Raw genomic sequence first — 18332 nt, 5'->3', positions numbered from 1 at the left:
GTGCTCAGCCCGGGGGTTCAGCTCGGCAACCGCTACCGGCTGGACGAGCGGATCGCCAGCGGTGGCATGGGCGACGTCTGGCGCGGCACCGATCAGGTGCTGGGCCGGACGGTCGCGGTCAAGAGCCTGCTTCCCGCGCTGCTCGACGAGCCGGGCTTCGCGGAGCGGTTCCGCGGTGAGGCCCGGACCATGGCCACCATCAACCACCCCGGCGTGGTCGACGTCTACGACTTCGGCAGCGACCAGCAGATCGCGTTCCTGGTGATGGAATACGTGGAGGGCGACGCGCTCTCCGCCACCCTCGGCCGGGTCGGCCGGCTCACCCCGGCCCGCACCATGGCACTGCTGGCCCAGGCCGCCGACGCGTTGCACGCGGCGCACGAGAAGGGCATCGTGCACCGCGACGTGAAACCCGGCAACCTGCTGGTCCGGCCGAACGGCACGCTGGTGCTCACCGACTTCGGCATCGCCCGGTCGGAGCTGGTCGGTCAGCTCACCGCCGCCGGCTCGGTGCTCGGCACCGCCTCCTACATCTCGCCCGAGCAGGCCACCGGCGCGGTCGCCACCCCCGCCTCGGACGTCTACGCGCTCGGCGTGGTCGCCTACCAGTGCCTGGCCGGTCGGCGTCCCTTCGAGGGGGACAATCCCCTCGAGATCGCCATGAAGCACGTGCGGGAGAGTCCCCGGGCGCTTCCCGGCGACATCCCGCCGCAGGTGCGGGCCATCGTCGACCGGGCGATGGCGAAGGATCCGGGGGCCCGCTGGCCCAGTGCCGCCGCATTGGCGAGCGTCGCCCGGCAGGCGAAGCTCACCCTGTCCCAGCAGGCGCGCGGCGGCCGTCCGATCTCGGGCGTACCGGCCTCGCCGGCCGCGCCCGCCGCGCGGGCGCAGGTGCCGACCGCGACGCCCCGCCCGCAGCCCCGGCCGCCGGTGGCGCCGGCCCGCCCACCGGTGGGGCCGCGCCCGACCATGGTCGCGCATCCCGCCCCGCAGCCCCGCCCACCGGTGGGTCCGCGCGGCGCGGCGCCCGTCCCGCAACCGCGACCCCCGCACAACCCCCTGGGGTACGCTCGCCCGCCGGCCGCGCCGCCGCCGGCACCACCCCGGCGCTCGCGCTCCGGGCTCTGGACCACCGCGATCCTGGTGGCCGTGCTGGTCATCCTCTGCTCGGGCGTGATTTCGTTCTGGTACCGGAAATACGTGGCCGGTGCCGCCGGCGCACCCGGTTCCGTGAGTGTGAGCGTGACCTCCGGCGCGGTGCGGGCGTACGGGGGCGACTATCCGGTCCGCACGTCGTACCGTCGTGAGGTACGCCTCCAGCCGGCCGGCGGCGGTACGACGACGAGCGAAGGACGAGAGACGCGATGACAGCGCAGGCCCGCCTGCTCGGTGGCAGGTATCAGGTCGGCGAGCTGCTGGGCTACGGCGGCATGGCGGAGGTGCACCGCGGTCGCGATCTCCGGCTCGGGCGGGACGTCGCGATCAAGATGCTTCGTACCGACCTGGCCCGCGACGCCACCTTCCAGATGCGGTTCCGCCGGGAGGCGCAGAACGCCGCCTCGCTCAACCACCCGGCCATCGTCGCCGTCTACGACACCGGCGAGGAGACCGCGCCGACCGGCGAGACACTGCCGTTCATCGTGATGGAGTTCGTCAACGGGCGGACCCTGAAGGAGGTCCTCGGCGTCGAGGGGCGGCTCCAGCCGCGCCGGGCGCTGGAGATCTGCGCCGACATGTGCGCCGCGTTGGAGTTCAGCCACCGGCACGGGATCATCCACCGGGACATCAAGCCCGGCAACGTGATGCTCACCCAGACCGGCCAGGTCAAGGTGATGGACTTCGGCATCGCCCGGGCGCTGGCCAGCGGCGCCACCACGATGACGCAGACCAGCGCGGTCATCGGCACCGCACAATATCTTTCCCCGGAGCAGGCGCGCGGCGAGGCGGTCGACGCCCGGTCCGACGTCTACGCGGCCGGGTGCGTGCTGTTCGAGCTGCTCTGCGGGCACCCGCCGTTCGTCGGGGACAGCCCGGTCAGCGTCGCCTACCAGCACGTGCGGGAGCAGCCGCCGACGCCGAGCACGATCAACCCGGACGTCAACCCCGCGGTCGACGCCATCGTGCTCAAGGCGCTCTCCAAGAACCCGCTCAACCGCTACCAGAGCGCCGGCGAGATGCGGGCCGACCTGCTCCGTGCCGCCGCCGGCCGGCCGGTGCTGGCCACCCCGGTGATGCCCACCGAGGAGACCATGCCGATGGGGGCCGCCGCGGGCGGCTACCAGGCGGCGCAGCAGACCCAGATGATGGGCCCGCAGACCCGCCAGCAGGCGCCGGCCCGGGTCGGTGACCCGCGCAAGCGCAAGAGCTCCTCCTGGGTCATCGCCACGTTCGCCGCGCTCGGCGTGCTCGCGGTGATCGCGTTGGGCACCGCGCTCTGGCTCAACCAGGCCGGCAACGAGAAGGTCTCCGTGCCGCAGTTGGTGGACCGCACGCAGGCCGAGGCGCAGGCCGCGCTCACCCAGGCCGGGCTGCGCTTCGTGGCCGGCGCTCCGGTGAAGAATGAAGAGTGCAAGGAAGGCACCGTGGTCGGGCAGACCCCGCCGTTCGGCCAGCGGGTGGAGAAGAACAGCGCCGTCACGGTGCAGGTCTGCGCCGCCCCGGATGACGTCACCATCCCGACGGACCTGGAGGGCGGCAACTACACCGCCGTGAAGGCGCAGTTGGAGGGCATGGGGCTCACCGTCGTCCGCAAGGACGTCAGCAGCGGCGCTCCGGCGGGGCAGGTCGTCCGGGTGTCACCCAAGGGCGGCAGCACGGTGAAGCCGAGGAGCGAGGTGACCCTCGAGGTGTCGAAGGGCGACGTCAACGAGGTGCCGGACGTTCGCGGCTTCACCGAGGACCAGGCGAAGAAGCGGCTCAAGGAAGCCGGCTATGACGTCCGGGTGGTCGACGGCGAGCAGGTCGAACCGGCCCAGGCGGGCAAGGTGAGCGGCCAGAACCCGTCCGCCGGGAAGAAGCTGGCCAAGGGCCAGCGGGTCACGATCGAGGTCGACGTACCGCTGCCGGAAGAGACCCCCAGCGAGACGCCGAGCGGTACCCCCAGCGCGACGCCGACCACGCCGGGCGGCGGCGGTGGCGGCTTCCCGTTCCCGACCGTCCCGCCGGCGCGAAGCAACGGCTGACGGCTGTCGACCCACACGTGGCGGTGCCCCGACCGGGGTGCCGCCACGTGGCGTATCCGGGCTCTCAGGCCGTGGCGAAGGCGGCCCGACGCCGCGCGTCGACCTCGGCGGCCAGCTCCGGGGCCCGCTCAAGCGCTGCCGGGAAGCCGCAGGTGGCCAGCCAGTTCGCCAGCATCAGGTGGCCGCCCTCGGTCAGCACCGACTCGGGGTGGAACTGGACGCCCTCGATCGGCAGCGTCCGATGCCGCATCGCCATCACCACGCCGGAGGCGGTCCGGCCGGTGACCTCCAGTTCGTCTGGGAGCGTCTCGGGCAGCACGGCGAGCGAGTGGTAGCGGGTGGCGGTGAACGGGTCGGGCAGGCCGGCGAGCACGCCGACGCCGTGGTGGCGTACCTCGGAGGTCTTGCCGTGCAGCAGCTCCGGCGCCCGGGTCACGGTGGCGCCGAACGCCTCGCCGATGGCCTGGTGGCCGAGGCAGACACCGAAGAGGGGCAGCTTGCCGGCGTACTCGCGGATCACGTCCAGGCAGATGCCGGCCCGGTCCGGGCTGCCCGGTCCGGGTGAGAGCAGCACGCCCGCCGCGCCGGCCCGGCCCACCTCGGCCACGTCGATCTCGTCGTTGCGGCGGACGTCGCAGTCCACGCCGAGCTGGCCCAGGTACTGCACCAGGTTGAAGACGAACGAGTCGTAGTTGTCGATCACCAGGACGCGCATCGGGGTCACCTGTTCGGGGTGGAGGGCGGGGCGTTGTTCGTCTCGGTGCTGTAGGGCAGCTCCTCGTCCTCGGCGGGCTGTCCCGTCGGGTCGGTCAGCTCTCCGGGATTGCCACCCGGCACGCCGGCGGGCTGCTCGACCTGCACGTCGTCGAAGGGCAGCAGCGGCTCGGCCCACGGGAAGACCACCAGCCAGAGGAGGGCGACCGTGGCGGTGGCCAGCAGCACCGAACCGATCAGCTTGCCGGGCAGCCCGAGGGGCAGTTTCCGCCAGATCCACGAGTACACGGCTCAGCCCTCCAGCTCGGCCGGTCGGCCCGCCGACTTCGCCTGGGCGTGGTCGAAGCGGGCGTGGATGATCAGCCGCTGGTAGTTGTCGAACTTGGGGTTGCAGGTGGTCAGCGTGAGCAGCTTCTCGGTCGCCCTGCTGCCCGGCCTGCCCGGCACGGGCGCGACCACCTCGACCTGGGACGGCTTGACGATGCGCTGCTGGTAGACCCGGTAGACGAGCCACTCGGTCTTGGTCTCGACCAGGATCGTGTCGTCCGTCTTCAGCTCGTCCAGCCGCCAGAACGTGGACCGGATGCGGTGCCCGGCGACGGAGAAGTTGCCCACCTGGCCGGGCATGGCGCTGTCCGGGTAGTGGCCCGGGGCGTACCGGATGTCGTCCGGGCTGACCCCTTCGACCACCACCCAGTGCTTGTCGAGCTTCGGGATGTAGAGGCCGGCGACCGGCTTTCCCTCGGCCGGCGGCTTCGGCTTCGTGCTCGGGCCGGTCGTCGGACCGACCGTCGGGTCCGCCGCCCACTCCTGGGCGAGCTGGCCGTTCAGATCGTTCTGGTGAGCGTCGACGATGACCGACTTGCCCCAGATCTCGTAGCCGGCGAAGAGGAGCACCACCAGACCGAACGTGATCAGCAGTTCCCCGGCGCCCCGGACGAGCGTGCGCACGCGGGAGCCGGTGGTGGGACGGGTCAGCTCGGAGTAGACGCTCTTGTAGCCCTCACCGGTCTGCTCCGGCCGGAGTTGCACCACCCGTTCGCCGCGTCGCGGCCGCGGCGGCTCGGCGGGCGGCTCGGCGCCGTCGTCGTCGCCGGTGTCGGGCACCGGGGGCACCGCGCCCATCAGCCCGGTGGCGTCGAGCCGCGGATCCGCCGGAGGGCGCGGGACCGCCGGCAGCACCGCGGTCGCCCCGGGGTCGGCCGGCACGGTCGCGTCCGGCCCGCGTCCGGTCGGGCCACCCGATCGGGGTACGTCGGCGCGCCGCTGGGACCGCTCCGCCACCGGCGGGATGAATTGGGTCGGTCCGTCGCCCGGTGCGGCCGGTCGCACGCCGGCCGCGAGCGCGTCCCCGGCTCGGCCCGGCCTGCCCTCGGGCCGGCCCGGTGTGGCCCCCGTCCGGCCTGGTGTGGCTCCGAGCCGGCCTGGTGTGGCCCCGGCCCGGCCTGGTGTGGCTTCGGGCCGACCTGGTGTGGCTTCGGGCCGACCTGGGATGGCGGCAGGCCGTCCCGGTATGGCTCCGGGCCGACCCGGGGCGGCGGCAGGCCGTCCCGGTGTGACCCCGGGCCGGTCCGGTGTGGCAGCGGCGCGGTCCGGTGTGGCGACGGGCCGACCGGGTGGGGCGACGGCCCGGTCCGGGCCGGAGCGGCGGTCGGACGTGTCGTCGTCGGCCGGGCGGGAATGCGCTCCCCGCCCGGGGGAGTCGGACCGCCGGCCGGCGGCGGGACCGGGCGGGTCGGCGAACCGCCGGGCTTCGGAGGCGGGCGGTCCGGCGGCGAGTCGTGTCTCCGGTCCGACGGGTCCGGCGGGCAGCCGTTCCCGGGGCCCGAGGGGCCCGGCGAGTCGCGCCTCCGGCCCGGCGGCAGCGGGCCCGGGTGGACCGGCGGCCGGCCGGGCGCCGGGCGTGTTCCGGCTCTCCGGGCCGGCCGCCGGTCGACCGGGGTGGCGCGACGGCGGGTACGCCTCGGCGCGGGACGCGGCGCTCGGCGGGCGAGGCTGGTTGCCCGGCCAGGCGGGCGGCGGGGCGGTCGGTCGGGCGGGGCCGCGTCGCGCCGGGGCGGAGTGGGCCGGGCCGGCGTCCGGCCAGGGCAGATCGAGCGGGGGTGGCGATGTCGGGCGTTCGGCCTTCGGCGGCGCCGGGCGCCCCGCCTGCGGGAGGAACGCGGTCGGCTCCTCCGGTCGGGCCCGGCCGCGACCGTCGCGTTCGCCGGGGCCGTCGCCGTTCACCTGGGCACCGTCGCGGACTGCAGTGCGGTGGAACCCTCGAACGCCGGCACGGTGACGGTGGAGACCTGCTCGCGGTAGCCGAGCTGGTAGTGGTCCGCCACTTCCTTGAACACCCGGACTCCTTCAGAGGCGGCGAGCGCCCGCTGGAACTCGGCGGGATCGCCGATGGCCACGATCTTGAAAGGAGGGGAGTAAACCCGGCCGTGCAGCAGCAGGGTGTTACCGACGCAGCGTACCGCGCTGGTGCTGAGCACGCGGACGTTCATGATTGACATGGCTTCCGCGCCGCCGGCCCAGAGCGCGTTCACCACCGCCTGCACGTCGCCCTGGTGCACGACCAGGTCGTCGTTGCTGGCGCCCTTGGGCAGCGGTTGGCCGGGACCCCAGTCGGCGTCGTTCAACTCGATCGTGATCCCGCTGCCGGTGAGCGCGGTGAACCCGGCGGCCTGCCGGATCGCGGCGGCCCTGTCCCGCTGGGTCTTCACCGGCCCGTCGGTGCCGGCGAGGGCCTCGGTCTGTTCCTCGACCTCGTCGCGCAGCCGGGCGGCCTTCGCCTCGCTGGCCGCCACCTGCTCGCGTCGGTCCTCGATCAGTTGGGTGAGTAGTGGGCGCCGGTCCTCGCGCAGCGAGGTGCCGCCGGCGGTGGTCGCGGTGGTGGTGAACAGCAGCCCGGCCGCGGCGGCGATCAGCGGCACGCCGATCGACCAGCCCGGGCGGCGCTGGCGCGCTCGCCGGGGCAGCAGACCGGCCACCGCGCGGCGGAGAGCCTTCTGCCAGGAGGCGGCGCCGGACGTGTACTCCACCGGGCGTTCCCTTTCCCGTCGTCTCGTTCCGGCCCGCGTCGACGCGAACCACCCTGCTCGACCCGAAAAGTCCGCTCTTTTCGGTAACTCCGTGCACCGGCCCGACCCCATTCGTGGCCTGGACGGTCCTTCCGGACTACGCTAACTGTCGAACATTATTGGCCATGGACCGTCGCCCCCGCGCCCGGTTGTCAGGCCGGACGAGGTCGTACCCCCCTCTGGAGAGCGTCGTGCCCAAGTCTCAGGTCCGCAAGAAGAAGGTGTACACCCCGCCGACGGACGTGCGTCCGACGGCGACGGCGTCGACGCGCAAGCCTAGCCCGATCTGGCTGCCGGTCACGGCCGTCGCGCTGATCGTGGTCGGCATCGGCTGGCTGGTCGTCTACTACCTTTCCGAGCAGGCGTACCCGGTCGCCTCGTGGGGCTACTGGAACCTCGCGGTGGGCTTCGGCGCGATGGTCTCCTCGCTGATCCTGCTCTCCCGCTGGCGCTGATCGGCCCGTTCGCACCCCAACTCACGTCACGCCACGCCGCCCCTGCCCGGCACCCGGGTCTCGGTCCACCTAAGGTGTCCGCAGGGCGGCGTGGCCGATGCGAGAAGACTCACGTTACTGCTGAGTAACCTTCCGCGTAGGCTGCACTGACAAGCAGCAGACCGGGAGGCCAACTCGATGGGCAGCGTCCAGATCGTCACCACGATCCTCGCGGCCGCCATCACCGCCGTTGCGGTGTGGCTTGCGGTACGCGCGGTCATGAAGATGACGGCCGTCATCCGGCTCGGGCAGCCCGCGCCCGAGCGGTTCGCCGACAAGGGCGCCCGCACGACGAAGATGCTGGTGGAGACCGTCGGCCACACCCGCATGCTGAAGTGGAGCGTGGTCGGGGCCGCGCACTGGTTCGTGATGGTCGGCTTCATCGTGCTGTCGCTGCTGGTGCTCGAGGCGTACTTCGAGGTGGTCACGCCCGGCGGCGGGCTGCCGATCATCGGGCACTGGACGGTCTTCGGCCTGGCCACCGAGTGGATCGGCATCCTGGGCCTGGTCGGCATCGTGGTGCTGATGGCGATCCGGCTGCGCAACCGGCCGACCCGCCCGGGCGGCCTGTCCCGGTTCACCGGGTCGACCATGTGGCAGGGCTACTTCGTCGAGTGGGTCGTCCTGCTGGTCCTGATCTTCGGCTTCGTGATCCGCGGCTTCAAGGTGGCCACCGATCACTTCGAGTACCCGGTCTGGGCCACCCCGCTCAGCCACGCGGTCGGCGCCGCGCTCCCGGCCTGGACGGCCGGCGTCAGCGTGGCCGCCCTCATCAAGATCATGATCTCGATGACCTGGCTCATCGTGATCTCGCTGAACGTCACCATGGGCGTGGCCTGGCACCGCTTCCTGGCCTTCCCCAACATCTTCTTCAAGCGCGACCCGGAGAAGCCGGCCGGCTCCGGCCTGGGCCCGCTGCGCCCGATGACAAGCGAGGGCAAGCCGCTCGACTTCGAGGAGGCCGACCCGGAGAAGGACCAGTTCGGCGTCGCCCAGGTCGAGCAGTTCACCTGGAAGGGCCTGCTCGACTTCAGCACCTGCACCGAGTGCGGCCGCTGCCAGTCGCAGTGCCCGGCCTGGAACACCGGCAAGCCGCTGTCGCCGAAGCTGCTGGTGCTGAGCCTGCGCGACCACGCGTACGCGAAGGCGCCCTACCTGCTGGCCGGCGGCGGCAAGGACCTGACCGGCGAGGAGAAGGGCACCGAGGAGCAGCTGGCCGGCGTCGACGTGCTGGCCATGGCCGAGGCCGACCGCCCGCTGATCGGCACCGCCGAGGAGGGCGGCGTCATCGACCCGGACGTGCTCTGGTCCTGCACCACCTGCGGCGCCTGCGTCGAGCAGTGCCCGGTGGACATCGAGCACGTCGACCACATCGTCGACATGCGCCGCTACCAGGTGCTGATCGAGTCGAGCTTCCCCTCCGAGGCCGGCGTGATGCTGCGCAACCTGGAGAACAAGGGCAACCCGTGGGGCGCGCCGCAGAACACCCGCGAGGACTGGACCAAGGGCCTCGGCTTCGAGGTGCCCCGGGTCGGCGAGGTCGAGGACTTCGAGTACCTGTTCTGGGTCGGCTGCGCCGGCGCGTTCGAGGACCGGGCCAAGAAGACCACCCGTGCCGTCGCCACGCTGCTCAACGAGGCCGGCGTCAGCTTCGCCATCCTCGGCGAGGGCGAGACCTGCTCCGGTGACCCGGCCCGCCGGATCGGCAACGAGTTCGTCTTCCAGATGCTCGCCCAGCAGAACGTCGAGACGTTGAACGAGGCGTTCGAGGGTCGGGAGAAGGCCAAGCGGAAGATCGTCGCCACCTGCCCGCACTGCTTCAACACGCTGGGCAATGAGTACGGCCAGCTCGGCGGCGAGTTCGAGGTCGTGCACCACACCCAGTTGCTGGCCCATCTGGTCAGCGCCGGCAAGCTCACCCCGGTGCAGCCGGTCGACGGTGGGGTGACCTACCACGACCCGTGCTACCTGGGCCGGCACAACCGGATCTTCGCCGCCCCCCGCGAGGTCCTCGGCGACTCGATGCAGGGCGAGCTGACCGAGATGCCGCGCAACAGCGAGCGCTCCTTCTGCTGCGGCGCCGGCGGCGCCCGGATGTGGATGGAGGAGAAGATCGGCAAGCGGATCAACGTGGACCGGGTCGAGGAGGCCATCTCCACCGGGGCGAAGACCATCGCGGTGGGCTGCCCGTTCTGCTCGACCATGCTGAACGACGGCGTGAACGGCAAGGGCGCCGGCGAGGACGTCGAGGTGGTCGACGTGGCAAGCGTGCTGCTGCGCTCGGTCAAGCCGGAGGCCCCGGCGGGCGAGCCGGAGACCGCGCCGGCAGCCGGCTGAGGCGTACCCAAGGAGAGCCGGACCAACGACGGCGGCGGCACCCGTGCGGTGCCGCCGCCGTCGTTCAGTTGCCGGCGGAGATCGCCGTCGTGCTGGCGACCGTGGTCGCGACGATCAGCGCGGCCTGCATCTCGTCGATCGCCTTCCGCACGGCGGCGGAGGCCCAGTCGCCGGCGGCGATCTCGTTCAGCCGGGCCTTGACCCGATCCTTCGGCAGCTCCCGGAAGAGCTTGCGGTCCAGGCCGACGGCCCGGACCAGGGCGAGCAACGCGGCGGTCCGCGCGTCGACCGGCCCGTCGCCGACCAGCGCGGCCACCATCCGCGCCCGGGCCGCGGTCTCCGCCGCCGGCTCCGCGCCGGTCGGCGAGGGATAGCGGGTACGCGGGAAGACCAGCAGCACCCGGTCGGACTCCCGGCGCAGTACCCCGGCGCCGACCAGCCCGTCCAGCACCCGGTCCGGCAGGCCCTTGGCCAGCTTGCCGATCCAGTCCTTCGGCTTGCGCGGCCGACTGGCCGCCACCGTGCCGAGCGCCTCGTCGAGCAGCGGCACGCCGGTCGGGGTGGGATCGGTCACCACCAGCCGCTTGTCCGCCACCTCCACCCGGCGGGCGAGAGCCAGCTCCAGCAGCAGCGCACCGGCGAGGCCGTAGTCGAGGTGCGGGCGACCGAGCCGGTTCGTGCCGCCGTCGTCGTACGCGAGCAGGAGCAGTTCGTCGGTGAGCAGCAGGCCGTCCATACCCGCCACGCTACGGGTGGCGCACCAGCGGCGCCCGCGTGCCACAATCACGCCCATCGACGGCCTGCTGGTTCTGACGCTGTTGCCCCTGGTCGGCTTCGTGCTGCTGACCGCCGGCAACGCCTTCTTCGTCGCGGCCGAGTTCGCCCTGGTCACCGTCGACCGGGCGGAGATCGACAGGCGGGCCGGCGAGGGGGACGGCCGGGCCGCCACGGTCCGCCGGGCGCTGCGGGACCTCTCCTTCCAGCTCTCCGGCGCCCAGCTCGGCATCACCATCACCGCGCTGCTCACCGGCTATCTCGCCGAGCCCGCGCTGGCCCGGCTCGTCGCGCCGCTGCTGCGCCCGTTCGGCGGCGCGGACCGCTTCTCCGGGTTGCTCGCCCTGGCCCTGGCCACGCTCCTCTCGATGCTCTTCGGCGAGCTGGTGCCGAAGAACCTGGCGCTGGCCCGCCCGATGCCTGCCGCACTGGCCACCGCCGCGCCGATGCGCGCCTTCTCGCGTACCTTCGGTTGGCTGATCCGGCTGCTCAACGACTCGGCCAACCGGCTGGTCCGCCGGCTCGGCGTGGAGCCGCAGGAGGAGTTGGCCAGCGCCCGTTCCCCGGAGGAGCTGGGGTTGCTGGCGGCGATCTCGGCGCGGGCGGGCGCGCTTCCACCGGACACCGCGATGCTGCTGCGCCGCACCATCCGGTTCCGCGACAAGCGGGCCGCGGAGGCGATGACGCCGCGCGTCGATGTGATCGCGCTGCGCGCCACCGCCTCCGTGGCCGAGCTGCTGGACCTGTCCCGGCAGACCGGCCGGACCCGGTTCCCGGTGTACGAGGAGACGCTCGATCTGGTCACCGGTGTCGTCGGGGTGCCCGACGCGCTCGGTGTGCCGCTGGCCCGCCGCTCGGCCACCACCGTCGCCTCGGTCGCCCGCGAACCGGTGTACGTCCCGGAGAGCCTGGACCTGGACGGGGTGCTGGCCGCGCTCAAGGACGCCGGCGCGGACCTGGCCATCGTGGTCGACGAGTACGGCGGCACCGACGGCGTGGTGACCGTGGAGGACCTGGTCGAGGAGCTGGTCGGGGAGATCGCCGACGAGTTCGACCCGGCCGCGGTGGGCGACCTCGGGCCGGCGGAGCTGACCGTGCCCGGCGGGGAACGGACCGTCCTGGTGGACGGCGTGCTACGCGCCGACGAGCTGATCGAGCAGACCGGTTTCCGGCTGCCCGACGGGCCGTACGAGACGTTGGGCGGCTTCCTCATGGCCCGGCTCGGCCGCATCCCGGTCCCCGGCGAGTCGGTCGACGAGGCCGGGTACGAGTTCACCGTGGTGGAGGTCGACCGGCACCGGATCGAGCAGGTCCGGGTGGTTCGCCCCGAGGAGCCCGACGACGGTGCCTGAACTGCTTGTCGCCCTGGTGTTGCTGCTCGGCAACGCCTTCTTCGTGGGCAGCGAGTTCGCGTTGATCGCGTCCCGCCGTACCGTGATCGAACCGCTCGCGGCGACGTCGAAGCGGGCCCGCTGGGCGCTCGCCGCGATGAACCAGATCCCGCTGATGATCGCCGGCGCGCAACTCGGCATCACCGTCTGTTCGCTCGGCCTCGGCGCGATCGCCGAACCGGCGTTGGCCCACCTGCTGGAGGCGCCGTTCACCGCGATCGGCTTGCCGGCCTCCGCGGTGCACCCGGTGGCGTTCGTGATCGCGCTGGCGGTGGTGGTGTTCCTGCACACCGTGGTCGGCGAGATGGTGCCGAAGAACATCACGCTGGCCGGTCCGGAACCGTCGGCGCTGTGGCTCGGCCCCGCGATGCTCGTCTTCTGCCTGGCCACCAAGCCGCTGCTGCTGGCGATGAAGTGGTCGGCCCGGCAGGTGCTGCGGTGGTGGCGGGTGGAGGCGACCGACGCGGTGAAGACGGTGTTCACCGCCGAGGAGCTGGCCGGGCTGGTCTCCCAGGCGCGCACCGAGGGGCTGCTGGACGCCGAGGAGCACGCCCGGATCACCGGCGCGCTCGCCCTGCACACCCGCACCGCGGCCGACGCCCTGCAACCGTGGTCCACGGTGACCACCGTGGCCGAGGACGTCTCACCCGCCTCGCTGGAGGTGCTGGCGACCCGTACCGGCCGGTCCCGCTTCCCGGTGGTACAGCGGTCCACCCGCCGGGTGCTCGGCTTCGTGCACGTCAAGGACGTGCTCGGGTACGCCGGCGCGAGCCGGCGGGGCCCGGTGCCGGCGGAGCTCTACCGGCCGCTGGCCGTGGTGCCGCCGGACCGTACGCTGGCCGATCTGCTGCTCGCGATGCGCCGCGAGCGCCGGCACATGGTGCTGGTCAGCGACGGTCGCCGGCCCCTGGGCGTGGTCACGCTCGACGATGTATTGACAGCTATCGTCGGCAAGTGAATGAATACCCTTGGTGTGCAACTGATTGCGGACACGTGATTGAACAACGGTCCGCCTTGATTCCACCCCGGTGCCTTCCCTAATGTGATGCACCGACCGTTGTGGGTCGTCCGCCTCGATCTTCCCTCTCGCGAGGCGCCCGCCGGTCGCTTGCAAAGGAGTCCGTGCCGGTGGCAACCATGCCCCCTCGACGTCACGCCCCGAGCGCCCCACCCGGCCGGTCGGCCGGGTTCCACCGGGTGGTACGCCGTCTCCTCACCCTGGTCGCGGCCGTCGCGGTCGGCGCCGGGATGCTGACGGCCCCGGCGCACGCGGCGCCCTCGGTGGACGAGATCGACGCGCAGATCGACAAGCAGTGGGAGAAGCTCGAACCCACCATCGAGCAGTACAACAAGGTCCGCTCCCAGCTCAAGGTCAACAAGAAGAAGTCCGCGGACCTCCAGAACAAGATGGTGCCGCTGGAGCTGGCCTCGACGCTGGCCATGAACAAGGTCGGCGACATCGCCGCCCGCTACTACATGCGGGGCCCGTCGCAGGAGATGGGCGCGCTGCTGGTCAGCACCAAGCCGGGCACGCTTGCCGAGCAGCTCGTCATGCTGGACCGGCTTGCCGACGACCAGCGCAAGCAGATCGCCGGTGTGCTCGCGACCCGCGACAAGTACAACCGGGAGAAGCAGAAGCTCGACGCGCTGATCGTGACCGAGCAGAAGCAGGAGGCCCAGCTGGCCTCGCAGAAGAAGCAGATCGACTCGGAGATCAAGCGGCTGACCGCGATGCTGCCGGTGACCTCGATCCGCCCGGCCGGCTGCCCGAACATCGACGGCGTGGTGAGCAGCGCCGCGCGTACCGCGATCAAGACGGCGTGCGCCCAGGTCGGCGACCCGTACGTGTGGGGCGCCACCGGCCCGAACTCGTTCGACTGCTCCGGCCTGACGCAGTACGCCTACAAGGCGGCGGGCATCTCGCTCACCCACTTCACCGGCGCCCAGTGGAACGAGGGCCGGAAGGTCTCCCGCTCCGAGGCCAGACCCGGTGACCTGGTCTTCTTCGGCAGCGACCTGCACCACGTCGGGCTCTATCTCGGCAACGGGGTGATGGTGCACGCGCCCCGGACCGGAAAACCGGTCCAGGTGTCGAGCATCAGCACGCAACCGCTCGCCGGCTTCATCCGGGTCAGCTGACCCGAGCCGGCCACGACGGAGAAGGCCCCCGGTCCACCTGGACCGGGGGCCTTCCGCCGTTCCGGGTCAGCGCGGCGCGCCGACCGGCGACGGCAGGATCAGCACGTCGGCGAGGTTCACGAACATGATCCGGTGGCCGAACTGGACCTGCACGTAGCGGTTCTCGCCCCGCACCACGGTCTGGTCACCGGGGGCCGAGCCGTCGAACGAGACGGCCCGGTAGTACTCGCCCGGCAGCACGCCGCCGACCGCGTACCGCTGGCCGGCGGCGAGCGTGTACTGGAGAGGGGAGATGGCCTGGTAGGGGATGGTGTCCGGGTAGGCGGCCTGCTCCGGGTAGGCGCGGCCGTACACCGGGATCGTGGCCTTGCCGGGCCGCGGCGTCACCACGAAGCCGGTCGCCCACTTCCCGGTGGGCGCCGAGGCCGGGTTGTGGAACCACGCCTTCTGGCCGAGATACCAGATCGCCGTCCAGTCACCCTGCCGGCCGGCCACCGCGTACGTCTGTCCGGCGGAGGCGCGGGCCCCGTGGTCCGAGATGTACATGGTGTCCGGCGTGCCGTCCGGGCGCAGCCCGAGGTCGTTGACGAGCGGGGCGTCCGCGCTCGGCGCGCTCCGCAGGATCACCGCCGAGGAGCCGCGCGACGGGCAGGTCTCGGCCGGCGGGGTGGGCGTCGGCACGCCCGGCGGCTGCTGGTTGCAGCCGACGAACGCCGGCCGGTTGGTGGCGAAGTCCGGGTCGATGGTGACCAGCCCGGTACGCGACGTGCCGGTGGTCCGGAACGGCGCCTTCATCAGGTCGAAGTAGTGCGACCAGTCCCAGTAGGGCCCCGGGTCCCAGTGCATGCCCCGGACGGTGCCGGCGGTGGTGCCGGGCACGTTGTCGTGGCCGATGATGTGCTGCCGGTCCATCGGGATGCCGAACTTCTGCGCCAGGTACCGGACCAGCTTCGCCGAGCTGCGGTACATCGCCTCGGTGTACCAGGTGCCCTGCCCGGCGAAGCCCTCGTGTTCCAGGCCGATGGACTTGGCGTTGACGTACCAGTTGCCGGCGTGCCAGCCGACATCCTTGGCCTTGATGTGCTGGGCGACGTAACCGTCCACCGAGCGCAGCGTGTAGTGCCAGCCCAGGTAGTCGGCCCGCTTCACCAGGTCGACGCTCGGGTCGAAGTAGCCCTCGGTGTCGTGGATGACGATGTACTCGATCTTCTGCTGCTTCGGCCGGTTGCCCAGGTCGTGGTTGCCGTAGTCGCCCGGGTCCGCGCTGAGCTGCTCGTACGGCGCGGGGATCCACTCGCAGGCCAGCCGCACCGGGCACTCCAGCCCGTCCGGCCGCGCGGCGTGGCGCAGCCCGAGCCGGGCCAGGCCGGCGCGGTCCGGGCGCGCGGCGGTGGCGGCCAGCGTGACCCGCTGCCCGTCGTCGGTGGTGCGGGTCGCGCCCTGGCCGAGCTGGTCGTAGACCTCGTCGGCGAAGGCGGCCGCCGCGTCGGAGGTGTCCGCGCCGGAGTAGCGGGCCACCGCGCCGTACCAGGCCGCCGGGTCGCTGCCGGCGCCGACCGGCCCGCCCAGTGCCTTCTGGTACGAGGCGAGCAGCGCCGCGCCACCACGGATGTTCGCGGCCGGGTCGGTGCGCAGCTTCTGCGCGTCGAGCCCGGTGAGCGTCGCGGCGGCGTCGAGCGTCTGTAGCGAGGCCGTCGGGAGTGGTGTCTCCCGGGCCGGCGCGGCGGCGGTGGCCGGGTCGAGGGTGAGCGGGCGTGAGTCGTCGCCGCGCGGGTCCTCGTCCTCGTCGACGTGCGCGCTGCCCGGCGTGGCGAGCACGTGCGTGGCGTCGGTCAGGTGCATCGGGCCGTAGCCGCCGCTGGTGCTGGGCTGGCCCGGGTGGGCATCCCAGCGGGACTCCAGGTAGGAGACCCCGAGCAGCACGTTCTGCGGCACGCCGTACTCGGCCGCCGCGGCGGCGTACTGCTGCTGCCGGTCTCCGGCGGGTGGGGCGGCCTGTGGCGCGGCGGTCACCGGGCCGGTGGTCGCCAGCGCGGCGGCGGTCGCCACGGCGGCGGCGAGCAGTATCCGTCCGCCCGAGGGCGGGGGTGAGAGGTGCATCGAACCTCCTGGACAGGGATGGGGGTCACTGCGTCCCCCACCCTCACTCCGTTGGCCCGGGAGGGTCAATGCCTTTCCGGTGGGTAATCTGATGTGAAAGAAAGCTTCATTCGCGTCCGACCGGCACATCCGGTACGGAGTGTCACTGCCGTTCGGGTTGCGGATCGATAACAGAGGTCCCTACTCTGGTCAATCGTCGGCCGCCAGTTTCATCGTCCAACCCGGGCGGTGACGGTCCGACACCGCCGAGTCGCCCACGGGCGAACCGGGGACCCAGGTACCTGGGGTGAATCCGCAGTCACTGCGGTAGGGCGGCTCCCTTCCCGCCCGAACCCGTCAGCTAACCCGGTAGGCGGTCAGACGAAGGAGTACGGACGCCCGGTGGCACACCATGCCCCGCGGCCGACGTCGAGCCGGTCCACGGACCGGTCCGCAGTCGTGCCGCGTTCCCGCTGGTCCCGCTTCACCCCCACACTCGCCGCCCTGGTCGGCGCCGCGGTCGTTCTGACCGGTGGCGCGACGGCGGCCCGCGCCGAACCCTCGGTCGCCGAGATCGAGGCCCAGATCGACCGCGACTGGAACAAGCTCGAACCCGTCATCGAGCAGGTCAACGCCGTACGCGAGCAGCTCGGCGTGCGACGCCGGCAGGCCGACGCGCTCGGCAAGCAGATCGCCCCGCTCCAGGCCCGGGTGGACGCCGCGCTCGGGCAGGTCGGCGGGCTCGCCGCCGACGCCTACAAGGGTGACAACCTCTCCACCGTCAACGCCCTGCTGGGCAGCCGCTCACCGAGCGAGCTGGTCAGCGGTCTGGAGATGCTCGACCGCTTCGCGCACCACCAGCAGGAGCAGGTACGCGACATCGCCGAGCTGCGCGACGAGCTGGCCGCGAAGAAGAAGCCGCTGGACGCGATGGTCGCCGACCTGAGCCGTACCGAGGCGCAGCTCGCGGCGAAGAAGAAGCAGATCGACGCCGAGATCGCCAAGCTCCAGAAACTGCGGCTCAAGGTGTACGGCAACGGTGGCGGCGGCCCGCTCCGGCCGGCCCCCTGCCCGGCCGGATATCCCGGCGGCGCGGCCGGGGTGGCGGTCAAGTTCGCCTGCGCCCAGATCGGCAAGATCTACGTCTGGGGCGCCGCCGGCCCGGACCACTTCGACTGCTCGGGCCTGACCATGGCCGCCTGGGCCAAGGCCGGTGTCTCGCTGCCGCACAACGCCCGCCAGCAGCACAACGTCACGCGGCGGGTCAGCCGCGCCGAGTTGCGCGCCGGTGACCTGGTCTTCTACTACGGCGACCTGCACCACGTGGGCATGTACGTCGGCGACGGCTGGGTGGTGCACGCCTCCCAGTCCGGCAAGCCCATCACCATGAAGCGCGTCGACGACGGCGACATCAACAGCTACGGCCGCCCCGGCTGAGGTGCAAGGAGGGGCCCCCTGTCAACGCATTCCGCATAGGAGGGGGCCCCGCTCAACAGCGGCGGAGAGCGTCAGCGGGTCGGCCAGGTGCGCCAGCTCTGCCAGGACCGGCTCGGCGTCGGGCCGCGCTGGCCCTGGTAACGCGAGCCGTAGACGGCCGAGCCGTACGGGTGCTCGGCCGGCGAGGAGAGCCGGAAGATGCACAACTGACCGATCTTCATGCCCGGCCAGAGCGTGATCGGCAGGTTGGCCACGTTGGACAGCTCCAGTGTGACGTGGCCGGAGAAGCCCGGATCGATGAAGCCGGCGGTGGAGTGGGTGAGCAGACCGAGTCGCCCCAGCGACGACTTGCCCTCCAGTCGGCCGGCCAGTTCCTCGCCCAGCGAGATCACCTCGAGTGTGGACGCGAGCACGAACTCGCCCGGGTGCAGCACGAACGGCTGCCCCTCGGGAACCTCCACCATCGATGTCAGGTCGTCCTGCTGCACGGACGGGTCGATGTGGGTGTAAAGGTGGTTGTTGAAGACCCGGAACAGCCGGTCCAGGCGTACGTCGATGCTGGACGGCTGCACCAGCGTGGGCTCGAAGGGCTCCAGCGCGAGCGTGCCCGCCTTGATCTCGGAGACCAGGTCGCGGTCGGAGAGCAGCATCGGAACACCATAGCGACCGCTATCGGTGACCTGCGTGTCGGACTACTTCTTCGTACACCTGTTCGAT

15 protein-coding genes and 1 riboswitch are annotated in these 18332 nt (G+C 72.2%); of the genes, 8 read left to right on the top strand and 7 right to left on the bottom strand.

All coding sequences use genetic code 11. The annotated features are described in order from the left end of the window. Positions 1–1368 carry a serine/threonine-protein kinase gene (locus tag ACGFI2_RS13840; RefSeq protein WP_393515642.1) on the top strand — a complete coding sequence of 456 codons (1368 nt, stop codon included), beginning with the start codon at positions 1–3 and terminating at the stop codon, positions 1366–1368. Continuing rightward, entirely contained in the window at positions 1365–3182 is a 1818-nt protein-coding gene (pknB, locus tag ACGFI2_RS13835) for a Stk1 family PASTA domain-containing Ser/Thr kinase (RefSeq protein ID WP_393515639.1), read from the top strand. Before ACGFI2_RS13840 ends, pknB begins: the two co-directional genes overlap by 4 nt. A gap of 64 nt (positions 3183–3246) precedes the next feature. Here pknB and ACGFI2_RS13830 read toward each other — a convergent pair whose 3' ends face one another. The 4 genes from ACGFI2_RS13830 to ACGFI2_RS13815 all read right to left on the bottom strand — a co-directional run bounded on the left by ACGFI2_RS13830 (position 3247) and on the right by ACGFI2_RS13815 (position 6925). Then, positions 3247–3897: an aminodeoxychorismate/anthranilate synthase component II gene (locus tag ACGFI2_RS13830; RefSeq protein ID WP_393515636.1), complete on the bottom strand. Its 651-nt coding sequence runs from the start codon at positions 3895–3897 to the stop codon at positions 3247–3249. A 5-nt stretch (positions 3898–3902) separates the two neighbouring features. Then, the gene (locus tag ACGFI2_RS13825; protein ID WP_393515633.1) at positions 3903–4184 is read right to left on the bottom strand and encodes a hypothetical protein; all 282 of its coding nucleotides are present in this window, start codon (positions 4182–4184) and stop codon (positions 3903–3905) included. A gap of 3 nt (positions 4185–4187) precedes the next feature. After that, the gene (locus ACGFI2_RS13820; RefSeq protein ID WP_393515630.1) at positions 4188–5180 is read right to left on the bottom strand and encodes a class E sortase; all 993 of its coding nucleotides are present in this window, start codon (positions 5178–5180) and stop codon (positions 4188–4190) included. Between the two features lie 938 nt (positions 5181–6118). Beyond that, complete coding sequence (locus ACGFI2_RS13815; protein WP_393515627.1) at positions 6119–6925, bottom strand: DUF881 domain-containing protein; 807 nt, start codon at positions 6923–6925, stop codon at positions 6119–6121. Positions 6926–7155: 230 nt separating this feature from the next. Between ACGFI2_RS13815 and ACGFI2_RS13810 the strand changes: the two genes are divergently transcribed. After that, complete coding sequence (locus ACGFI2_RS13810; RefSeq protein ID WP_281585724.1) at positions 7156–7419, top strand: cell division protein CrgA; 264 nt, start codon at positions 7156–7158, stop codon at positions 7417–7419. Positions 7420–7596: 177 nt separating this feature from the next. Next, positions 7597–9795: a (Fe-S)-binding protein gene (locus ACGFI2_RS13805; RefSeq protein ID WP_393515624.1), complete on the top strand. Its 2199-nt coding sequence runs from the start codon at positions 7597–7599 to the stop codon at positions 9793–9795. Between the two features lie 64 nt (positions 9796–9859). Here ACGFI2_RS13805 and ACGFI2_RS13800 read toward each other — a convergent pair whose 3' ends face one another. Further along, positions 9860–10531, bottom strand: coding sequence for a GPP34 family phosphoprotein (locus ACGFI2_RS13800; RefSeq protein ID WP_393515621.1), 672 nt, complete (start codon positions 10529–10531; stop codon positions 9860–9862). Positions 10532–10613: 82 nt separating this feature from the next. Here ACGFI2_RS13800 and ACGFI2_RS13795 point away from each other — a divergent pair, with 82 nt between their 5' ends. The 3 genes from ACGFI2_RS13795 (at position 10614) to ACGFI2_RS13785 (ending at position 14099) form a co-directional block, all read left to right on the top strand. Further along, the gene (locus ACGFI2_RS13795; protein WP_393515844.1) at positions 10614–11921 is read left to right on the top strand and encodes a hemolysin family protein; all 1308 of its coding nucleotides are present in this window, start codon (positions 10614–10616) and stop codon (positions 11919–11921) included. After that, on the top strand, positions 11914–12918 hold the full coding sequence (locus ACGFI2_RS13790) for a hemolysin family protein (protein WP_393515618.1): 1005 nt from the start codon (positions 11914–11916) through the stop codon (positions 12916–12918). The genes ACGFI2_RS13795 and ACGFI2_RS13790 overlap by 8 nt, the downstream gene beginning before the upstream one ends. Before the next feature lie 170 nt (positions 12919–13088). Then, complete coding sequence (locus tag ACGFI2_RS13785) at positions 13089–14099, top strand: C40 family peptidase (RefSeq protein WP_393515615.1); 1011 nt, start codon at positions 13089–13091, stop codon at positions 14097–14099. 66 nt (positions 14100–14165) lie between these two features. Here the strand turns inward: ACGFI2_RS13785 and ACGFI2_RS13780 are convergent, their stop codons facing one another. Next, entirely contained in the window at positions 14166–16199 is a 2034-nt protein-coding gene (locus ACGFI2_RS13780) for an N-acetylmuramoyl-L-alanine amidase (protein WP_393515612.1), read from the bottom strand. A 233-nt stretch (positions 16200–16432) separates the two neighbouring features. Continuing rightward, a riboswitch (cyclic di-AMP (ydaO/yuaA leader) is annotated at positions 16433–16570 on the top strand. Positions 16571–16637: 67 nt separating this feature from the next. On the opposite strand from ACGFI2_RS13780, the gene ACGFI2_RS13775 reads away from it, so the two are divergent. After that, entirely contained in the window at positions 16638–17615 is a 978-nt protein-coding gene (locus ACGFI2_RS13775) for an NlpC/P60 family protein (protein ID WP_393515609.1), read from the top strand. Between the two features lie 71 nt (positions 17616–17686). Here ACGFI2_RS13775 and dcd read toward each other — a convergent pair whose 3' ends face one another. Then, positions 17687–18265: a dCTP deaminase gene (gene dcd / locus ACGFI2_RS13770; protein WP_278108718.1), complete on the bottom strand. Its 579-nt coding sequence runs from the start codon at positions 18263–18265 to the stop codon at positions 17687–17689. Positions 18266–18332 lie beyond the last annotated feature (67 nt).

The organism is Micromonospora sp. NPDC049282, from assembly GCF_043197045.1.
Taxonomy (GTDB): domain Bacteria; phylum Actinomycetota; class Actinomycetes; order Mycobacteriales; family Micromonosporaceae; genus Micromonospora.
The sequence above is the reverse complement of the archived record's forward strand: the minus strand, read 5'-3'. Positions and strand labels throughout refer to the sequence as shown.

Coding starts and splice junctions, on each gene's coding strand:
- pknB (WP_393515639.1), top strand. CDS start 1,365: ATGACAGCGCAGGCCCGCCTGCTCGGTGGCAGGTATCAGGTCGGCGAG.
- ACGFI2_RS13830 (WP_393515636.1), bottom strand. CDS start 3,897: ATGCGCGTCCTGGTGATCGACAACTACGACTCGTTCGTCTTCAACCTG.
- ACGFI2_RS13805 (WP_393515624.1), top strand. CDS start 7,597: ATGGGCAGCGTCCAGATCGTCACCACGATCCTCGCGGCCGCCATCACC.
- ACGFI2_RS13800 (WP_393515621.1), bottom strand. CDS start 10,531: ATGGACGGCCTGCTGCTCACCGACGAACTGCTCCTGCTCGCGTACGAC.
- ACGFI2_RS13780 (WP_393515612.1), bottom strand. CDS start 16,199: ATGCACCTCTCACCCCCGCCCTCGGGCGGACGGATACTGCTCGCCGCC.
- dcd (WP_278108718.1), bottom strand. CDS start 18,265: ATGCTGCTCTCCGACCGCGACCTGGTCTCCGAGATCAAGGCGGGCACG.